Annotated in this window: 15 protein-coding genes and 1 pseudogene; 11 read left to right on the forward strand and 5 right to left on the reverse strand. The window is 63.8% G+C overall.

The window, feature by feature from the left end; genetic code table 11:
- Positions 1–26: 26 nt before the first annotated feature.
- Positions 27–320, reverse strand: coding sequence for a hypothetical protein (locus Q4543_RS18990; RefSeq protein ID WP_303440893.1), 294 nt, complete (start codon positions 318–320; stop codon positions 27–29).
- 52 nt (positions 321–372) lie between these two features.
- Between Q4543_RS18990 and Q4543_RS18995 the strand changes: the two genes are divergently transcribed.
- Positions 373–1392 carry an alpha/beta fold hydrolase gene (locus Q4543_RS18995; protein WP_303440894.1) on the forward strand — a complete coding sequence of 340 codons (1020 nt, stop codon included), beginning with the start codon at positions 373–375 and terminating at the stop codon, positions 1390–1392.
- Complete coding sequence (locus tag Q4543_RS19000; protein WP_303440896.1) at positions 1389–2918, forward strand: GMC family oxidoreductase; 1530 nt, start codon at positions 1389–1391, stop codon at positions 2916–2918. Before Q4543_RS18995 ends, Q4543_RS19000 begins: the two co-directional genes overlap by 4 nt.
- Positions 2919–3058: 140 nt before the next feature.
- Here the strand turns inward: Q4543_RS19000 and Q4543_RS19005 are convergent, their stop codons facing one another.
- Both Q4543_RS19005 and Q4543_RS19010 read right to left on the reverse strand, forming a co-directional pair.
- Positions 3059–4261, reverse strand: coding sequence for a cytochrome P450 (locus Q4543_RS19005; protein ID WP_303440898.1), 1203 nt, complete (start codon positions 4259–4261; stop codon positions 3059–3061).
- A complete protein-coding gene (locus Q4543_RS19010; protein WP_216005497.1) occupies positions 4258–5727 on the reverse strand; it encodes a glutamine synthetase family protein in 1470 nt (489 codons plus the stop codon). The genes Q4543_RS19005 and Q4543_RS19010 overlap by 4 nt, the downstream gene beginning before the upstream one ends.
- A gap of 330 nt (positions 5728–6057) precedes the next feature.
- On the opposite strand from Q4543_RS19010, the gene Q4543_RS19015 reads away from it, so the two are divergent.
- From Q4543_RS19015 to Q4543_RS19040, 6 genes are all read left to right on the forward strand, one after another.
- On the forward strand, positions 6058–7413 hold the full coding sequence (locus tag Q4543_RS19015; protein WP_216005496.1) for an ammonium transporter: 1356 nt from the start codon (positions 6058–6060) through the stop codon (positions 7411–7413).
- Positions 7414–7428: 15 nt separating this feature from the next.
- Positions 7429–7593, forward strand: a complete 165-nt coding sequence (locus Q4543_RS19020; protein ID WP_216005495.1) for a hypothetical protein — start codon at positions 7429–7431, stop codon at positions 7591–7593.
- 120 nt (positions 7594–7713) lie between these two features.
- Complete coding sequence (locus Q4543_RS19025; protein ID WP_303440901.1) at positions 7714–8412, forward strand: NYN domain-containing protein; 699 nt, start codon at positions 7714–7716, stop codon at positions 8410–8412.
- 129 nt (positions 8413–8541) lie between these two features.
- Positions 8542–9306 carry an enoyl-ACP reductase FabI gene (gene fabI / locus Q4543_RS19030; RefSeq protein WP_303440903.1) on the forward strand — a complete coding sequence of 255 codons (765 nt, stop codon included), beginning with the start codon at positions 8542–8544 and terminating at the stop codon, positions 9304–9306.
- Positions 9307–9320: 14 nt separating this feature from the next.
- Complete coding sequence (locus tag Q4543_RS19035) at positions 9321–10544, forward strand: acetate/propionate family kinase (protein WP_303440905.1); 1224 nt, start codon at positions 9321–9323, stop codon at positions 10542–10544.
- A gap of 245 nt (positions 10545–10789) precedes the next feature.
- Positions 10790–11206, forward strand: coding sequence for a DUF4177 domain-containing protein (locus tag Q4543_RS19040; protein ID WP_303440907.1), 417 nt, complete (start codon positions 10790–10792; stop codon positions 11204–11206).
- A 28-nt stretch (positions 11207–11234) separates the two neighbouring features.
- Here Q4543_RS19040 and Q4543_RS19045 read toward each other — a convergent pair whose 3' ends face one another.
- Positions 11235–11498, reverse strand: a complete 264-nt coding sequence (locus Q4543_RS19045; protein ID WP_216005490.1) for a BolA family transcriptional regulator — start codon at positions 11496–11498, stop codon at positions 11235–11237.
- A 74-nt stretch (positions 11499–11572) separates the two neighbouring features.
- Here Q4543_RS19045 and Q4543_RS19050 point away from each other — a divergent pair, with 74 nt between their 5' ends.
- From Q4543_RS19050 to Q4543_RS19060, 3 genes are all read left to right on the forward strand, one after another.
- Entirely contained in the window at positions 11573–12202 is a 630-nt protein-coding gene (locus tag Q4543_RS19050) for a J domain-containing protein (protein WP_216005489.1), read from the forward strand.
- Between the two features lie 370 nt (positions 12203–12572).
- Positions 12573–12818: a hypothetical protein gene (locus Q4543_RS19055; protein WP_303440911.1), complete on the forward strand. Its 246-nt coding sequence runs from the start codon at positions 12573–12575 to the stop codon at positions 12816–12818.
- An 18-nt stretch (positions 12819–12836) separates the two neighbouring features.
- Positions 12837–14294 (forward strand): calcium-binding protein, encoded by a 1458-nt coding sequence (locus tag Q4543_RS19060; protein ID WP_303440913.1) that lies wholly within the window; start codon positions 12837–12839, stop codon positions 14292–14294.
- Between the two features lie 280 nt (positions 14295–14574).
- Here the strand turns inward: Q4543_RS19060 and Q4543_RS19065 are convergent.
- A pseudogene (locus tag Q4543_RS19065) lies at positions 14575–14673 on the reverse strand (transposase); the annotation flags it as partial.
- Positions 14674–14754: the final 81 nt, after the last annotated feature.

The following is a 14754-nucleotide window of genomic DNA, read 5'->3' on the forward strand; positions in this document are numbered from 1 at the left end:
TTTCCTGATGGTTACAAAAATTTCTCTCAGATCAACCATTCTTCTTGTCGTGGCGACTGCTGACTGAAAATCTGCAAGCGTTGCAGCCCGGGCTGCACATTGATGAGGCAACCGGTTTTCACGAGGCTCGGCACATGCGGTTCCCGGTTCATAAACACGAGCGGATCGAACACCCGGCTGGTTGCCACGCCATGCCGGCCAAAGCGGGGCTCGCTTGCGCGACGGTGCAGCCGAACCTGGCCACGCGCGCAGGCCCGGCTCCAGACGGCGCTCGCAAGGCGCGCAGATGCCGTCACCGCAGCGGCGCAGCAGATCTTCAACTACGGGTGCCGCCCCTTCGGCATCGCAACCTGACGTCAAGGACCATCTGAAATGAGCGCGGAACTGACCCCTTTCGAAATCTTCGAGGCGGGCGATGTCGCCCTGCAATGCGGCATCACGCTGAAGGGGGCAAAGCTTGCCTACAGCACCTATGGCACGCTGAACGCGGCGCGGAACAATGTCATTGTCTACCCGACGCGCTACGGCGGCAGCCACGCCGACAATGAGTTCCTCATCGGCACTGACATGGCGCTGGACCCGTCGAAATATTTCATCGTCGTGCCCAACATGCTGGGCAACGGCGTGTCGTCGTCGCCATCCAACACGCCGATCCCGCTGCACGGGCCGGATTTCCCGACCATCACGCAATATGACAATGTCATGCTTCAGGAGCGAATGCTGCGCGAGCTGTTCGGCATCGAGCAGATCCGGCTGGTCTGTGGCTGGTCTATGGGCGGCCAGCAGGCCTACACTTGGGCGGCCCTGTTCCCAGAGCGCGTCGCCGCCATGGCCTGCTTTTGCGGTCAGGCGATCACCGCCGGGCACACTTATGTGTTCCTCGAAGGCGTCAAGCACGCGCTGATCACCGATCCCGAATGGCAGCAGGGCCGCTACACGCAGCAGCCTTGGCGCGGCCTGACCGCCAAGGGCCGGGTCTGGGCCGGCTGGGTACTTTCGCAGGAATGGTTCCGCGCCGAGCTGTGGCGCGACATGGGCTTCATCAGCGTCGAGGATTACCTGAAGAACACATGGGATTCGATGTATTATGGGCTCGATTCCAACGACATGCTGTCGATGATCCGCACCTGGCAGCTGTGCGACATCGCCGCCAATCCGGTTTACAACGGCGATCGCAAGGCGGCACTTGCGGCGATCACCGCGCGTTCGATCATCCTGCCCTGCCGCACCGATCTGTATTTCCCGCCCGAAGACAACGCCGCCGAGGTGGCGCAGATGCCCAACGCCGAACTGCGCGTGATCGACAGCGTCTGGGGCCATTACGCAGGCGGCGGGCGCAACGCCGCCGACACCGCCGTCATCGACAACGCCCTGCGCGAGCTGCTGGCATGAGCTGGGATGTCATCGTCGTCGGCGCAGGCAGCGCCGGTTGCGCCGCAGCTGAACGCCTGTCGCGCGATGCCTCCTGCAAGGTGCTGCTGCTCGAGGCCGGACCACCCGGCCACCACCCCTTTGTGCAGATGCCCGCTGGCGTGGCCAAGGCCATCGCCCACCCCCGCTTCAACTGGCATTACGAGACAGTGCCGCAAACCCATATGGACAACCGCCGCCTCTACGTGCCGCGCGGCAAGCTGCTGGGCGGCTCGTCCGGCATCAACGCCATGGTCTGGGTCACGGGCCATGCGTCGGATTACGACTGGTGGGCGGCGAACGGCGCGCCCGGCTGGGGCTGGGCCGATGTACAGCCAACGCTGGACGAGATCACCGCCATCATGGCCCCATCCCTGCCCGCCTCCGGCCCCGCCTATGACGGTTTCATCGCAGCGGGCCGCCAGTTGGGCCACCCGGTCCAAGGCGCTGTCGACGGCCAGGAACACGGCTTCGGCCTCTTCCGGCTCAACACCGCCAATGGCCGCCGCCGCAGCGCCGCGCATGCCTTCCTGAGCCTCGCCAGAACCCGCCCCAACCTGACCATCCGCACCGGCGCCCAGATCACCGGCCTGCATATGTCCGGCCCGCGTACCACCGGCGTGCACCTTGCAGACGAAACCCTGAAGGCCGGGCATATCGTCCTGTGCACCGGCGCCATCGGCACCCCGCATCTGCTGATGCTTTCCGGTATCGGCCCGGCAGATCACCTGCGCGCCCATGGCATCAGCGTCGCCGCAGACCTGCCCGGTGTTGGCGAGAACCTGCACGACCACCTCGAGGTCAAGGTCAAGCACCGCATGACCCGGCCGCTGTCGCTGTGGGATGCCGCGAAATTCCCCAACAACCTCGCCACCGGCGCAAGGTGGCTGCTGACGAAACAGGGCGCAGGCTGCCAGCAAGGGCTCGAGGCCGGCGCCTTCCTGTCCCTCGATCCGGCAAACGCCGCCCCGGACACCCAGCTGCATTTCATCAATGCCCTGGCCTTCGACGGTGCCACCGCCGCTGACAAAGGCCACGGCTTCGCCATCGACGTCACCCAGCTACAACCGCAAAGCCGGGGCACCCTGCGACTCGCCTCCGCCGATCCGGCCGCCAAGCCGCTGATCGATCCCAATTACCTCGCCGAAGACACCGACCGCAAACTGCTGCGCGACGGGCTCAAACTGCTGCGCGAACTTTGCCGCCAGCCCGCCCTTGCCGCCTTCACCGGCGCAGAGCTCCGCCCCGGCCCGCAAATCACCACCGACGCCCAGCTCGACGCCACCATTCGCGCCACCGCCGACAGCATCTATCACCCCGTCGGCACCGCCCGCATGGGCAGCGATCCGCAATCCGTCACCGACCCGCAAACCATGGCGGTGCACGGCATCGACAACCTCTCCATCGCCGATGCCAGCGTCATGCCCCGCATCGTCTCGGGCAATACCAACGCCGCCGCCATCCTGATCGGCGCGCTCGGCGCCGCCAAAATCGCCGCCAGCCTCTGACGCGCAGCCCCGCCTCTTCATCTTGCCCTTAAACTCCGGGGGTGTGGGGGCTGGCCCCCACGCCAAGCCCTCCCAAGGCGCCACGAGCGCAAAAGGGGCGCGCCATCCCCGGCACGCCCCTTTCCAAATATCCAAGCCCCTCAGCGCGGCGAAAAGCTCAGCGGCAAGGCAATCGGCCCGGTGTTGCCACTGTCCGCCAGCCAGGTTGCGCCCTCGCCGATGACAGGCGCGCCCATACGCGCTGACAGCACCCGGAACGCCACCGCCATGTCGTTGCGCGCCACAAGATTGCCAAGGCAGTGATGCACCCCGCCGCCAAAGCCAAAGTTGCGCGCCCGCTTCGCGGTGATATCGAACCCGGCGTCGCCCATCACCTCGGGATCCGTGCCCGCACTCTCGGAATACAGATGCAGCACCGTGCCCTTGGGCACCGTGATGCCGCCGTATTCGAAATCCTCGATGGCCTCGCGCGACACCCAGGTGATGGTGGGCCGCATCCGCATCACCTCGGTCGCCGCCGCCATGTCCAGCGATGGATCATGCGCCAGCGCCTCCCATTGATCCGGATGCGCCGCGAACATCGACAAGCCAAGCCCCAGCTGGTTGCGCGTTGTGTCGACCCCGGCAAAAGCCAGCATCAGCGCAAGGTTCCACAGCTCGTCATGGCTCAGCCGGTCGCCATCTTCGCGCGCCTGCACCATGACCGACAGAATGTCATCGCCGGGCGACGCCTCACGCTGCTTCAGCACGTCCGAGATATAGGCCCCAAGCTCGACCGTCGCCGCCTCGATCTCGTCGACCAGATCCGGGAAATTCACCCCCAGCGCCAGCCCCATGGTGGCCGAGGTGCGCAGAATGAACGGCGCCTCGGATTCCGGCAGGCCCAGCAGCAGGCACAGCACCCGCGCCGCATAAGGGTCGGCGAATTCGGCCATGAAATCGCAGCAGCCGCGCGCGATGAACCCATCCGCCAGATCATTGGCGATACGCTCGAATTCCGGCATCAGCGCCTTGACGATCTTCGGCGAAAACGCCGGGTTCACCAGCTTGCGCAGCCGCCAGTGATCGTCGCCCTCGCGCACGAGGATGGTGTTGTTCCACCAATCGGCGAAGACACCCGAGGTCACCCCGTTCAGCGCCGGCCACGCATGGCTGCCCTGAATCAGCGATTTGTGGGTCAGCAACTGCCCCATTTCCTTGTGGCGCAGCACCGCAAGCCCATAGGGCGTGCGGGCGTACCAGCTTTTGCTGCGCGCCGCGCGCACCGGCGCGGAGCGCAGGGAAAATCCCGGATTGGCCACGTCGAGAAACGGCGCGTCCGGGAATTGCGCTTCAAGGCTCATGGCAGGCATTCCATATAGGTATCCTTGTCCCAGTCGGTCACGGTCGACATGAACCGCGCCCACTCATCGCTCTTGTATTCATGGTACAGGCGGAACATCTCGCCCGGAAGCCCGCGCTGCACCACCTCGTCGTTTTCCAGATGGATCAGCGCCTCGCCGAGGCTCATCGGCAGCTTCTTGACCTTCTTGCCCTGTTCGATGGCCTCGTAGATGTTGCGCTCTTCGGGCTCGCCCGGATCGAGGTTGTTGTCGAGCCCGTCATCCATCGCCGCCAGCAGGGTTGTGCCCATCAGATACGGGTTCACCATGGAATCCACCGAGCGGTATTCAAACCGCCCCGGCGCCGAAACCCGCAAGCCGGTGGTGCGGTTCTGAAAGCCCCAGTCGGAAAACACCGGCGCCCAGAAACCGGTATCCCACAGCCGACGATAGCTGTTGACGGTCGATGCCCCGATCGCAGTCAGCGCCTGAAGATGCTGCACCACCCCACCAATCGCCTTGAGACCGGTCTTGCCCGGCATCTGCGGATCGTCGGTGTCGGGCATGAAGGTGTTGTCGCCGCCTTTGACGTACATGTAGTTTTCCGCCATTCCCGGCAGGTTGTCGGGATCGTTGCCGGTGCGGCGGAATTCATCCTCTCCGGCAGACCACAGCGACATGTTGTGATGGCAGCCAGACGCCGACACGCCCATGAACGGCTTGGTCATGAAACAGGCAAAGATGCCGTTTTCCCGCGCCACCTGCGCGCAAAGCTGGCGATAGGTGGTCAGCCGGTCGGCGTTGCGCAGCACGTCATCGAAGGCCCAGTTCAGCTCTAGCTGGCCGGGCGCGTCTTCGTGATCGCCCTGAATCATGTCCAGCCCCATCTTGCGGGCATAGCGGATCACCTGCATCGACACCGGGCGCAGCGCCTCGAACTGGTGGATGTGGTAGCAATAGGGTTTCGAGACGCCCTCGGACGGCTTGCCGTTCTCGTCGTACTTGAGCCACATCATCTCGGGCTCGGTGCCCATACGCAGCTGCAGCCCGTGCTTTTTCTGAAACTCCTTGTGCAGGCGGCGCAAGTTGCCACGGCTGTCCGCAGTCAGATAAGCGCCGGGATCGATCTTTTCCTCGCGGTTGCGGAACAGGGTACAGAACATCCGGCCGATTTCCGGCGCCCATGGCAGCTGCATGAAAGTCTCGGGTTCGGGGATGCCCACCAGCTCGGCCGCCTCGGGGCCATAGCCCAGATAATTGCCCTCGCGGTTGGTGAACAGGTTCACGGTCGAGCCATAGACCAGCTGAAAGCCCTTCTTGGCGACGCTTTCCCAATGGTCGGCGGGAATGCCCTTGCCCATGATCTTGCCGGTGACCGACACGAACTGAAGATAAAGGTATTCGATGCCCAGCGCGTCGATCCTTGCGCGCACCGCCTTGATCTTTTCATCGCGGCCCGGTTCTTCGACGAAGCTTTCGATATCCATGAATTCGCGTCCCTGCTGTGTGCTTGTCTGACCCAAAGACAGCCTTGGCGACTCGCATTCTGTCCAGTGAAAGTTATTCCTAGCGGGAAATTTTTATTCTCAAGGGTAGATTCGCCTACCCAACAGGCAGGCATGATTCGCACAACGCCGCCAAATTGCGCAAACACACGGCGATTTTGCCTTGGATCGAACAAAACTGGGGATTCCTCCACCCCCGCCCCATGCCGAGATTTGCCGACAGGAAACTTTCTTCACTGTGGGGCGCAGGGGCGAGCACAAGCCCTGTCAAAAGATATCTCCCGCAAACAGACCAATGGGGACAATAGGACAATGGAACAGGAACTCGCCGCCCTGACGGAACGGCTTGCTGCGCTAGAAAGCAGCACCGCGATGTCGGGCACGATCAATTCGGAAATCTTCTACTGGTGGTGTACCGCGCTGATGATCGCCATCCACGCAGGCTTTCTGGCCTACGAGATGGGCGCAAGCCGGGTCAAGAACGTGCTGGCATCGGGGATCAAGAACATCCTCGCCTTCGCCTTCATGGTGCCGACCTTCTATTTCTTCGGCTGGTACATCTACCTGTCGTTTTACAACGGCCTGCTGCCGGCCGATGACGCGGCGGGCCTGCCGTGGGAATTGTCGATGGGTCCGAACCTGACCGACAACGCCACCGGCATCTTCTGGGCGGCCTTCACGCTGTTTGCCGCCACCACCGCCTCGATTTTCTCGGGCGCGGTGATCGAGCGCATCCAGACCGCGGGCTTCCTGATCCTTGCCATCCTGCTGGGCTCGGTGGTCTGGATCCTTGGCGGCGCATGGGGCTGGCATCCGCAGGGCTGGCTGACCGTCAAGTTCGGCTATCACGACGTGGGTGCGGCAGGCGTCGTGCACATGGTCGCGGGCTTCTTTGCGCTTGGCGTGCTGCTGAACCTCGGGCCGCGCGTCGGCAAGTTCAACTCGGACGGCAGTGCCAATGCGATCTTTGCGCATAACGTGCCCTTCACCATCACCGGCCTGATGCTGATCATCGTCGGCTTCTTCGGCTTTCTTGGCGGGTGCATCATCTACATGCCCGGCGAACAGTGGATCAACATCTACGGCCAGCCCACCACGCTGTCGGCATTCGCCTTCAACACGCTGATGGGCATGGCAGGCGGCATCATCGGGGCATGGGTCAAGACCCGCGATCCGTTCTGGATGATGTCCGGCGCGCTGATCGGCATCTTTGCGGCGGCTTCCGGTCTTGATGTCTACTACCCGCCGGTTGCCTTCGTTCTGGGCACCTTCGCAGGCTTCGTCGTGCCGATGGTTGCGGTCTGGCTTGAAAAGATGGGCATCGACGATGCGGTTGGCGCCTTCCCGGTGCATGGCATCGGCGGCCTGATCGGCGTGGTGGCCTGCGGCATCTTTGCTGGCGGCTATCCCAACATCGACGGCATGCCCCCGGTTTCGCTCTGGGGCCAGATCGTCGGCGCGGCCACCATGGCGGTGCTGGGCTTCCTGCCCGGCTATGTCGTGTCCTTCGTGCTGAACGCGGTCGGGTTGCTGCGCGTGCCCGATCACATTCAGGAAAAGGGTCTGGACATCGTCAAGGTGCCGGTCTCGGCCTATCCCGAAAACTACGTCACCGGGCCGATCAACGTGGCCACTCCGGCCGGCGTTGCTGCCGCCCCTGCCGAATAAGAAAGGACAGATCTTATGAACACCTCTCCGATCACCAGCTGGGACGGGGCCGAGGCGGTCTTTACCTTCGCCGACAAGCCCGCAGTCATGATGTTGTTCCTGCTGCTGGCTGCGGTCATCACCTTCGGCACGGTCGTCATCGCTGCCGTGCATGAGAAGCACGCCTATAATTCGCACTGACATCCCTTGGTCACGCGAGAACGAAGGGGGCGGGCCGCAAGGCTCGCCCCCTTTTTCATGGGCGTTGAACTTCCCGGAATTTGCCGAAATTTCGCCGCAACCCTGCATCAGATGTTCGTCATGAACACCCTTCCATCCCGCGCCGCCGCGCTTGTCGACGGCGACAATATCTCACCGAAACATGCCGCGCGCATTCTGCGGGCCGCCCGCAGCATCGGGCAGCTCGACGTTGCCCGGGTCTATGGCGTGATGGCTGGCGGTTCGGATTGGCTGAAAGCCCCCGGCTGGCGGTTCGTCCATGCGGGCGGCGGCAAGAACGCCACCGATCTGCTGATGAGCATCGACGCGATGGAACTGGCTCTGGCCCTCGGCATCGAGACGTTTGTACTTGCCACGTCGGACAGCGATTTCACCCATGTTGCGCAGCGCCTGCGAGAGCGCGGCGCCAAGGTCGTCGGTGTCGGAGAGCGAAAGGCACCGGAACAGTTTCGCGCGGCCTGCTCGGATTTCTTCGAGCTCCCGACCGAGGCACAGCCGGCAATTGACGCGAGCGCAAAGCCGGTGTCGCCGACGCGACGCCCCTCGCAACTTGACGAAGCCATAAAGCTGCTCATCGCCAAGCACAGTGAACAAGGCAAAGGTATGCTTTTGTCCGAATTCGGCGGACGGATTCACCACCTGCATGGAACCGTGCTCAAGGACCTGCCAGAAGGGTCGTGGCGCGGCTATTTCGAGGCACGACCAAGCCTGTTCGGGATCGACCCCAAAGGCACGGGCGCGAGGGTGCGGTTTTTGCGGTCTGGCTTCGCCTCCGCCTGACCTGTGCCTGATTATTGGTCCCGATCAGTCGTCGCACTTGATTTGCCGCAATGCAGAATCGCCACGCGCCGGGTCTAAGGGCCACGTTGGGGAGGACAAAACGGCCTAACGACTCAAAGGGATCGACAGATGTTCTCACTTGCCGGGCAAAAGGCCCTGATCGTCGGCATCGCCAACGAGCATTCCATCGCCTACGGCTGCGCCAAGGCGCTGCGCGTGCAGGGCGCCGACCTTGCCATCACCTATCTCAACGACAAAGCTGAACGCTTTGTCCGCCCTCTGGCCGAAGAGCTTGGCGCGCAGATCATCGCGCCGATGAATGTCAGCGCACCGGGCGAGCTCGAAGCGGTGATGGCACAGATTACAGAAAAATGGGGCAAGCTCGACACGCTGCTGCATTCGATTGCCTTCGCCCCGATGGACGACCTGCACGGGCGCGTCATCGACGCCAGCGCCGATGGCTTCGGCATGGCGATGGATGTGTCGGTGCACAGTTTCCTGCGGATGATCCGGCTGGCCGAGCCGCTGATGGGCCGGGGAAGCACCTGCCTGACCGTGTCGTTTTCCGGCTCGACACGGGTGGTCAAGAATTACAACATCATGGGGCCGGTGAAGGCCGCGCTTGAATCCGCCGTGCGCTACGCCGCCGCCGAACTGGGCGACAAGGGCATTTCGGTGCACGCCCTGTCGCCGGGGCCGCTAAAGACCCGCGCCGCATCGGGCATCGGCGAATTCGACCGGATGCTGGCCGACGCCACAGACCGCGCCCCGATGCACCTGCTTGCCAGCATCGAAGACGTCGGCGCCATGGCCGCCTTTCTCGCCGCGCCCGAGGCCAGCCACCTCACCGGCGGCGTGCACGAAATCGATGGTGGCTATTCCATCACCGCCTGACCGGAACCAGACAGATGACCAACACCCCCGTGGCGCTGACCCTCAACGCCGGATCTTCCTCGCTCAAGTTCGGGCTGTTCTCGATTGGCGCTGCGCCGGTCGAAATGGCCGTCGGGCTGATCGAGTCCATCGGCAAGACCCCGAAGCTGAAGGCCAGTTTCGGCCCCGGCATGCCGCCCCTCAGCCGCGATCTGACCCCGGCAGAGGCCCGCGATCACAAATCGGCGCTGGCCACCGCGCTGGCCGTGCTGCGCCAGCATTTCCCCGAGGCAAAGGCCACGGCTGTCGGTCACCGCGTGGTACATGGCGGGCCAAGCTATGACCGGCCGATGCGGCTCACCCCCGAGGTGATGGAAGAGCTGCGCCGCCTGTCGCCCTTTGCGCCGATCCACCAGCCGCATAACCTTGCCGGCATCGAGGCCGCCATGGAGGCGTTTCCCGGCGCGCTTCAGGTCGCCTGTTTCGACACCGCCTTTCACCGCACCCACCCCAAGGTCAACGACGTCTTTGCCCTGCCCCGCGCCTATTACGACAAGGGCGTGCGCCGTTACGGCTTTCACGGGCTGTCCTATGACTACATCGGCGGCGAGCTGAAACGCATCGCCCCGCTGATCCACGACGGGCGGGTGATCGTTGCCCATCTGGGCAATGGCGCGTCGATGTGCGGCATGATCAATGGCCGCTCGGTGGCCTCGACCATGGGCTTTACCGCGCTGGATGGGCTGCCGATGGGCACGCGCACCGGGCAGATCGACCCCGGCGTCATCTTCTACCTCGTGCAGCAGGAAGGCATGAGCATCGACGAGGTGCGCGAGATGTTCTACAGCAAATCCGGCCTGCTTGGCCTGTCGGGGCTGAGCAACGACATGCGCGCGCTTGAAGCCGCTGGAACGGCGCAGGCCAACGAGGCCATCGACTATTTCGTCTTTCGCATCCGGCGCGAGCTGGGCGGGCTTGCGGCGGCGCTTGGCGGGCTTGACGCGCTGGTGTTCTGCGGCGGCATCGGCGAGAACTCGCGCCTGATCCGCGAACGCGTCTGCGAGGGCATGGGTTGGATCGGGCTCGAGCTTGACCGCGAGCGCAACGCGGCGGGCGATACGATGATCTCGACCGATCTGAGCCGCGCGCGGGTCATGGTGATACCCACCAACGAAGAGCTGGTGATCGCCCGCGCCGCCAAGGCCTTTGTCGAGATGCGCCAAGGCGGGTCGGGTATACCGGACCCCGATCAGCGCTGACGTAGGGAAAACCTGACTGCGCTGCGCCTCACGCCGGTGTTAGGCTTGTGTCACCGGGTCCGTGAGACGCTCGGCGCCGCATCCAGGATTGATCGGGCGCGGTCGAAACTGCTTAGCTGCCAAGACATTTCAGACCTTCGGCGGGAAGCGGCCCATAAGCCGTTTCCCGCTTTTTGCGCGGCGCATGGGTGACGCCCCCGCGCGGCCCTGATAGGGTGCGCGCGACGAAACAAGAGCGGTCCAGCATGACAAGCTACGAGTACAAGGTCGTCCCCGCCCCCCAGAAGGGCGAGAAGGCGCGCGGAGTGAAATCCGCCGAAGGACGCTTCGCCCATGCCATCGAACGGGCGATGAACGACATGGCGGCGCAGGGCTGGGAATATCTGCGCGCCGAAACCCTGCCCAGCGAGGAACGCAGCGGCCTGACCTCGACCGCAAACGTCTGGCGCAATCTGCTGGTGTTCCGCCGCGCTCGCGCCGAGCCCGCCTCGCTCGAAGGGCGCAGGCTGGCCTCTGCCGCCGACCTTGCGCGCGGCTCGGAAAATGCGCCGCCGGTCAGCGGGCCGCTGCGGCTGGAGCCGCCCCCGCCGTCCACCGATGAGGATCAATCGCGCGAGCCCCCCGCGGAGCCCAAAACCGAAGAGCGCCCGCCCGCAAGCTGAATGTGCGGGCGAACCGATGCCCCGTGTTTCAGGCGTCGAGATCGAGCGACAGCGCGTGAATATCGCGGGTCAGATCCGGGCCAAGCGCGCCATGCACCGCCCGATGGCGCGCCAGCCGGTTCAGATCAGCCATGGCCGGGGCGCGCATGCGCACGTGGAAATGGCTTTCGCCGGTGGGATCGCCATCCGCCCCGGCATGTCCGGCGTGTTGCGCGCTGTCGTTGCGGATGACCAGCTCTGTCGGGGTGAACGCCGCCCGCAGGCGGGTTTCGATTTCTTCGGCTCGCGTCACTTTTCGGCTCCTGCCCTCTTCAATCCGTCGTCCAATTGTCTAAACTCCCTCGTCCGAGTCGAAAAGGTAAGACCATGAGCAAAAGCGACCCCTTCGGTTTCGATATGTCGGTGAAGTCTTCTAAGAAGAAGAACCCGCGGGGCCGCCGCGGGATGACCGGCGAGCAGGAGACCTCTACCCGCATCTGCGACCATGACGGTTGCAACGAGCCGGGCAAATTCCGTGCCCCCAAGGCGCCCGACGTGCTGGATGACTTCTTCTGGTTCTGCAAGGACCACGTGCGCGAGTATAACGCGCGCTGGAGCTTCTTTGACGGCAAGACCGAAGCCGAGATGAACGCGCAGCAAAGCTCCGACAAGGTGTGGGAGCGCAAGACCAAGGATTACCGCGACCCCGAGGCCCGCGCCTGGGCCCGGCTTGGCATCGAAGACCCACATCAGGTGCTGGGCGACAACGCCACGCGCAACCCAGGGCGCAATGCACCGACCGGCGGCGGCCGCCGCCTGCCCCCGACCGAAAAGAGGGCGCTGGAGATCCTCGATGTCGAACGGGCCGAAACCAAGGCCGATGTGCGCAAGGCCTACAAGGCGCTGATCAAGGTGCTGCACCCGGACATGAACGGCGGCGATCGCAGTCAGGAAGAGCAGTTGCAAGAGGTGGTCTGGGCTTGGGATCAGATCAAGGACAGCCGCAGCTTCAAGTAAATTGCGCCGCGCGGAAATCCGCGTATGCGCGAAAATTACCATAGTCACACTCTTATTGGTTGTGCTAGCGTTTGGATACGGCGGGATCGTGATGCTGCGACATACCCGTCCCTCGCAATTCCGGCACTCACGGACCGACGAGGCCTGTGCGTCTTTCCCCTGGACGCACAGGCCATTTCGCCGCGTCACGTTGCGATGGGTCCCGCCCCGACGTTTGCCCAGCGTCAGATCGCAAGACTGGCTTGTTTCAGAAGCGTCGAGATAAGGCAGCCAGCCGCCGCATCCGGGGTCAGCCCAGTCACAGCATCATGTCTGGGCGTGGCTGCCCCGCCTCCTTTACACTGAAAACCTCCTCTTAGTTGACCGCCTGATGAAGGCTCTGCGCCGCATCGCCTGCGGCATCGGCCTGCTGGCCGGGGCTGTCGATGACATCGGGCGTCAGGCTGCGCTGGCAACGATCAGGGACTCGACGTCGAATCGCCTGAACCTCATCAGCGGTCATCCACCCGGCGTCTTTCGCACAGGCGACAATTTTCAGGGCACGCCAGCGCGGCTCAGCAGGGCATTGTTTCGCTTGACAGCTCGCGTCGAAAAACATCTCCTCGCAACGGTTTGAATTGATTGGACATGGCCGATGCCCTCACAACAGTTTCTCAGGCTAGAGGGCGACAGTCTGATGGCGGGGGCCAGCGGCGTAAGCCTTGCCGCAGAGATTTCAGCCTTGGTCGGACCCTACGGGGTGGTAAGCACCGCCGTGGGGTCATCGACCATGCAAGGCGTCGCGGATCGTATCACCAGCCCCGAAGACAGCGACCTGCTGCCGGGTGTGACGGTGATCTGGGATGGCAGCTGGAATGGTCTGCGCTTCAGCAATGGTGCCTATGATATTGATGGCTATCTGGCTGAACTTCAGAGCGCGATTGATGCGATCGGGCACAACAGGTTTGTCATTCTGCCGCCGATCCTGCCCTACGGATCCCCGACATCCTCCGGGACCGGCAGTCTTGCTGTGTCCATCGCCTCGCAAATGGCTGCGCGCTGGCCCGGCCATGTGATCGACTGGACGCAAGCCCTGCCGCTGGACGCAGAGAGGTTGCCAGCAGAGACCTACGTTGCCGCGCCGATGGACCTTTGGCATATCAGCCAGTCCGCCGCCGAGTCTGTGGCCCGGCTGATCGTGCAGGATCTGGCGGATCGCGGCTGGTACGAGGCGGCGCTGCCCAGCGATACGGCCGACCACATTGTCGGCGGCCCAAGGGCAGACCTCGTCGAGGCCGGGGCCGGCGCAGACCTTGTCTGGGGCAACGAAGGCGATGACACCCTTGTCGGCGGCGAAGGGTCGGACAGCCTTCTTGGCAACGCCGGTCGCGATCTGCTCTTGGGAAATACGCAATCGGATCGCCTTTACGGAGGCCTCGGCGACGACACCCTGCGCGGGGGCAACGGCGCAGATCGCAGTTGGCTCGGAGATGGAGACGACCTCTATAGCGACACGCGGCAAGGCGGCGTTTACGGGGCTGACATGGCTTGGGGCGGGGCTGGTAACGACACCCTGCACGGGGGCGGAGGCGATGATACGCTTTATGGCGATCACGGCGACGACAGCATCATGGGGGGCGTCGGAAACGATGACCTCTGGGGCGGCAACGGCGACGATACCCTCCGCGGCGGCGAGGGCGCGGATCGCGCATGGCTGGGCAGCGGCAACGATTTGTACACCGACAGCGCCCAGACTGGCCCTGAGGGCGCCGATTATGTCTGGGGCGGCGCGGGGAACGACTCGATCTTCGGAGGCGGCGGCGACGACACCCTGCATGGCAGCTCTGGCGAGGACATGCTTGTCGGAGGTGCCGGAGACGACCTGCTCTGGGGTGGGACAGGGGCGGATCGGTTCGTGTTTGCCAGCGGCAGCGGATCCGATACTATCCGGGATTTCAGCATTCATGAGGACACGATCGAGATCTACGGCACGCCCCTCTCCGAGATTTCCGAGATACCGGGTGCACTTGGGGTTACGCTGATGACGGATCAGTTTTCCATACTGGTTGTCGGCCTCACACCCGACGATACGTCATGGATCTGGACGTCCTGACGAGACCGCCGCAACTCAGCTACTCAGATCCCAATTGCGTACGCCGCCACAGCCCTGCATGACTGCGGCGGCGCAAGGCAGCGTATGCAATGCCCGACGCGACATCGTCGATCAGCCGCCACCGATGGAATGACCCGTTTCGCCGCGCCGCTCCGCAACATCGCCCCTCCACGTCCTGCGCCCCCATGATCGCAGACGGCACCGGGCCCTCAAGACTGGCGCAGAGACCGCAGGCAAGACAGCACGTTCCCCGGACTGGATATCCACAAACCGACAGGTTCTGACGCCGACGCAGCGTGCTGTAGTCTGGCACCGGTCCATCAAATCCCGCCATTTCCAACAAGCTGACAACCAGCCCCGATGTTTGCCGCAATGGCTGGCGAAGATGATGTCCCAACTGATGGTGTAGCTCACGACGGGCCTCGCGCTCACCGGCGGGCCGAGCTTGTCAGTCGCGCTG

This window comes from Salipiger sp. 1_MG-2023 (assembly GCF_030547555.1).
Taxonomy (GTDB): Bacteria; Pseudomonadota; Alphaproteobacteria; order Rhodobacterales; family Rhodobacteraceae; genus Salipiger.

Excerpts from the sequence above, each read along its gene's own strand:
- fabI (WP_303440903.1), top strand. The coding sequence starts at position 8,542 with ATGTTCTCACTTGCCGGGCAAAAGGCCCTGATCGTCGGCATCGCCAAC.
- Q4543_RS19015 (WP_216005496.1), top strand. The coding sequence starts at position 6,058 with ATGGAACAGGAACTCGCCGCCCTGACGGAACGGCTTGCTGCGCTAGAA.
- Q4543_RS19010 (WP_216005497.1), bottom strand. The coding sequence starts at position 5,727 with ATGGATATCGAAAGCTTCGTCGAAGAACCGGGCCGCGATGAAAAGATC.
- Q4543_RS18995 (WP_303440894.1), top strand. The coding sequence starts at position 373 with ATGAGCGCGGAACTGACCCCTTTCGAAATCTTCGAGGCGGGCGATGTC.
- Q4543_RS19060 (WP_303440913.1), top strand. The coding sequence starts at position 12,837 with ATGCCCTCACAACAGTTTCTCAGGCTAGAGGGCGACAGTCTGATGGCG.
- Q4543_RS19005 (WP_303440898.1), bottom strand. The coding sequence starts at position 4,261 with ATGAGCCTTGAAGCGCAATTCCCGGACGCGCCGTTTCTCGACGTGGCC.
- Q4543_RS19040 (WP_303440907.1), top strand. The coding sequence starts at position 10,790 with ATGACAAGCTACGAGTACAAGGTCGTCCCCGCCCCCCAGAAGGGCGAG.
- Q4543_RS19035 (WP_303440905.1), top strand. The coding sequence starts at position 9,321 with ATGACCAACACCCCCGTGGCGCTGACCCTCAACGCCGGATCTTCCTCG.
- Q4543_RS19050 (WP_216005489.1), top strand. The coding sequence starts at position 11,573 with ATGAGCAAAAGCGACCCCTTCGGTTTCGATATGTCGGTGAAGTCTTCT.
- Q4543_RS19000 (WP_303440896.1), top strand. The coding sequence starts at position 1,389 with ATGAGCTGGGATGTCATCGTCGTCGGCGCAGGCAGCGCCGGTTGCGCC.
- Q4543_RS19020 (WP_216005495.1), top strand. The coding sequence starts at position 7,429 with ATGAACACCTCTCCGATCACCAGCTGGGACGGGGCCGAGGCGGTCTTT.
- Q4543_RS19025 (WP_303440901.1), top strand. The coding sequence starts at position 7,714 with ATGAACACCCTTCCATCCCGCGCCGCCGCGCTTGTCGACGGCGACAAT.
- Q4543_RS19055 (WP_303440911.1), top strand. The coding sequence starts at position 12,573 with ATGAAGGCTCTGCGCCGCATCGCCTGCGGCATCGGCCTGCTGGCCGGG.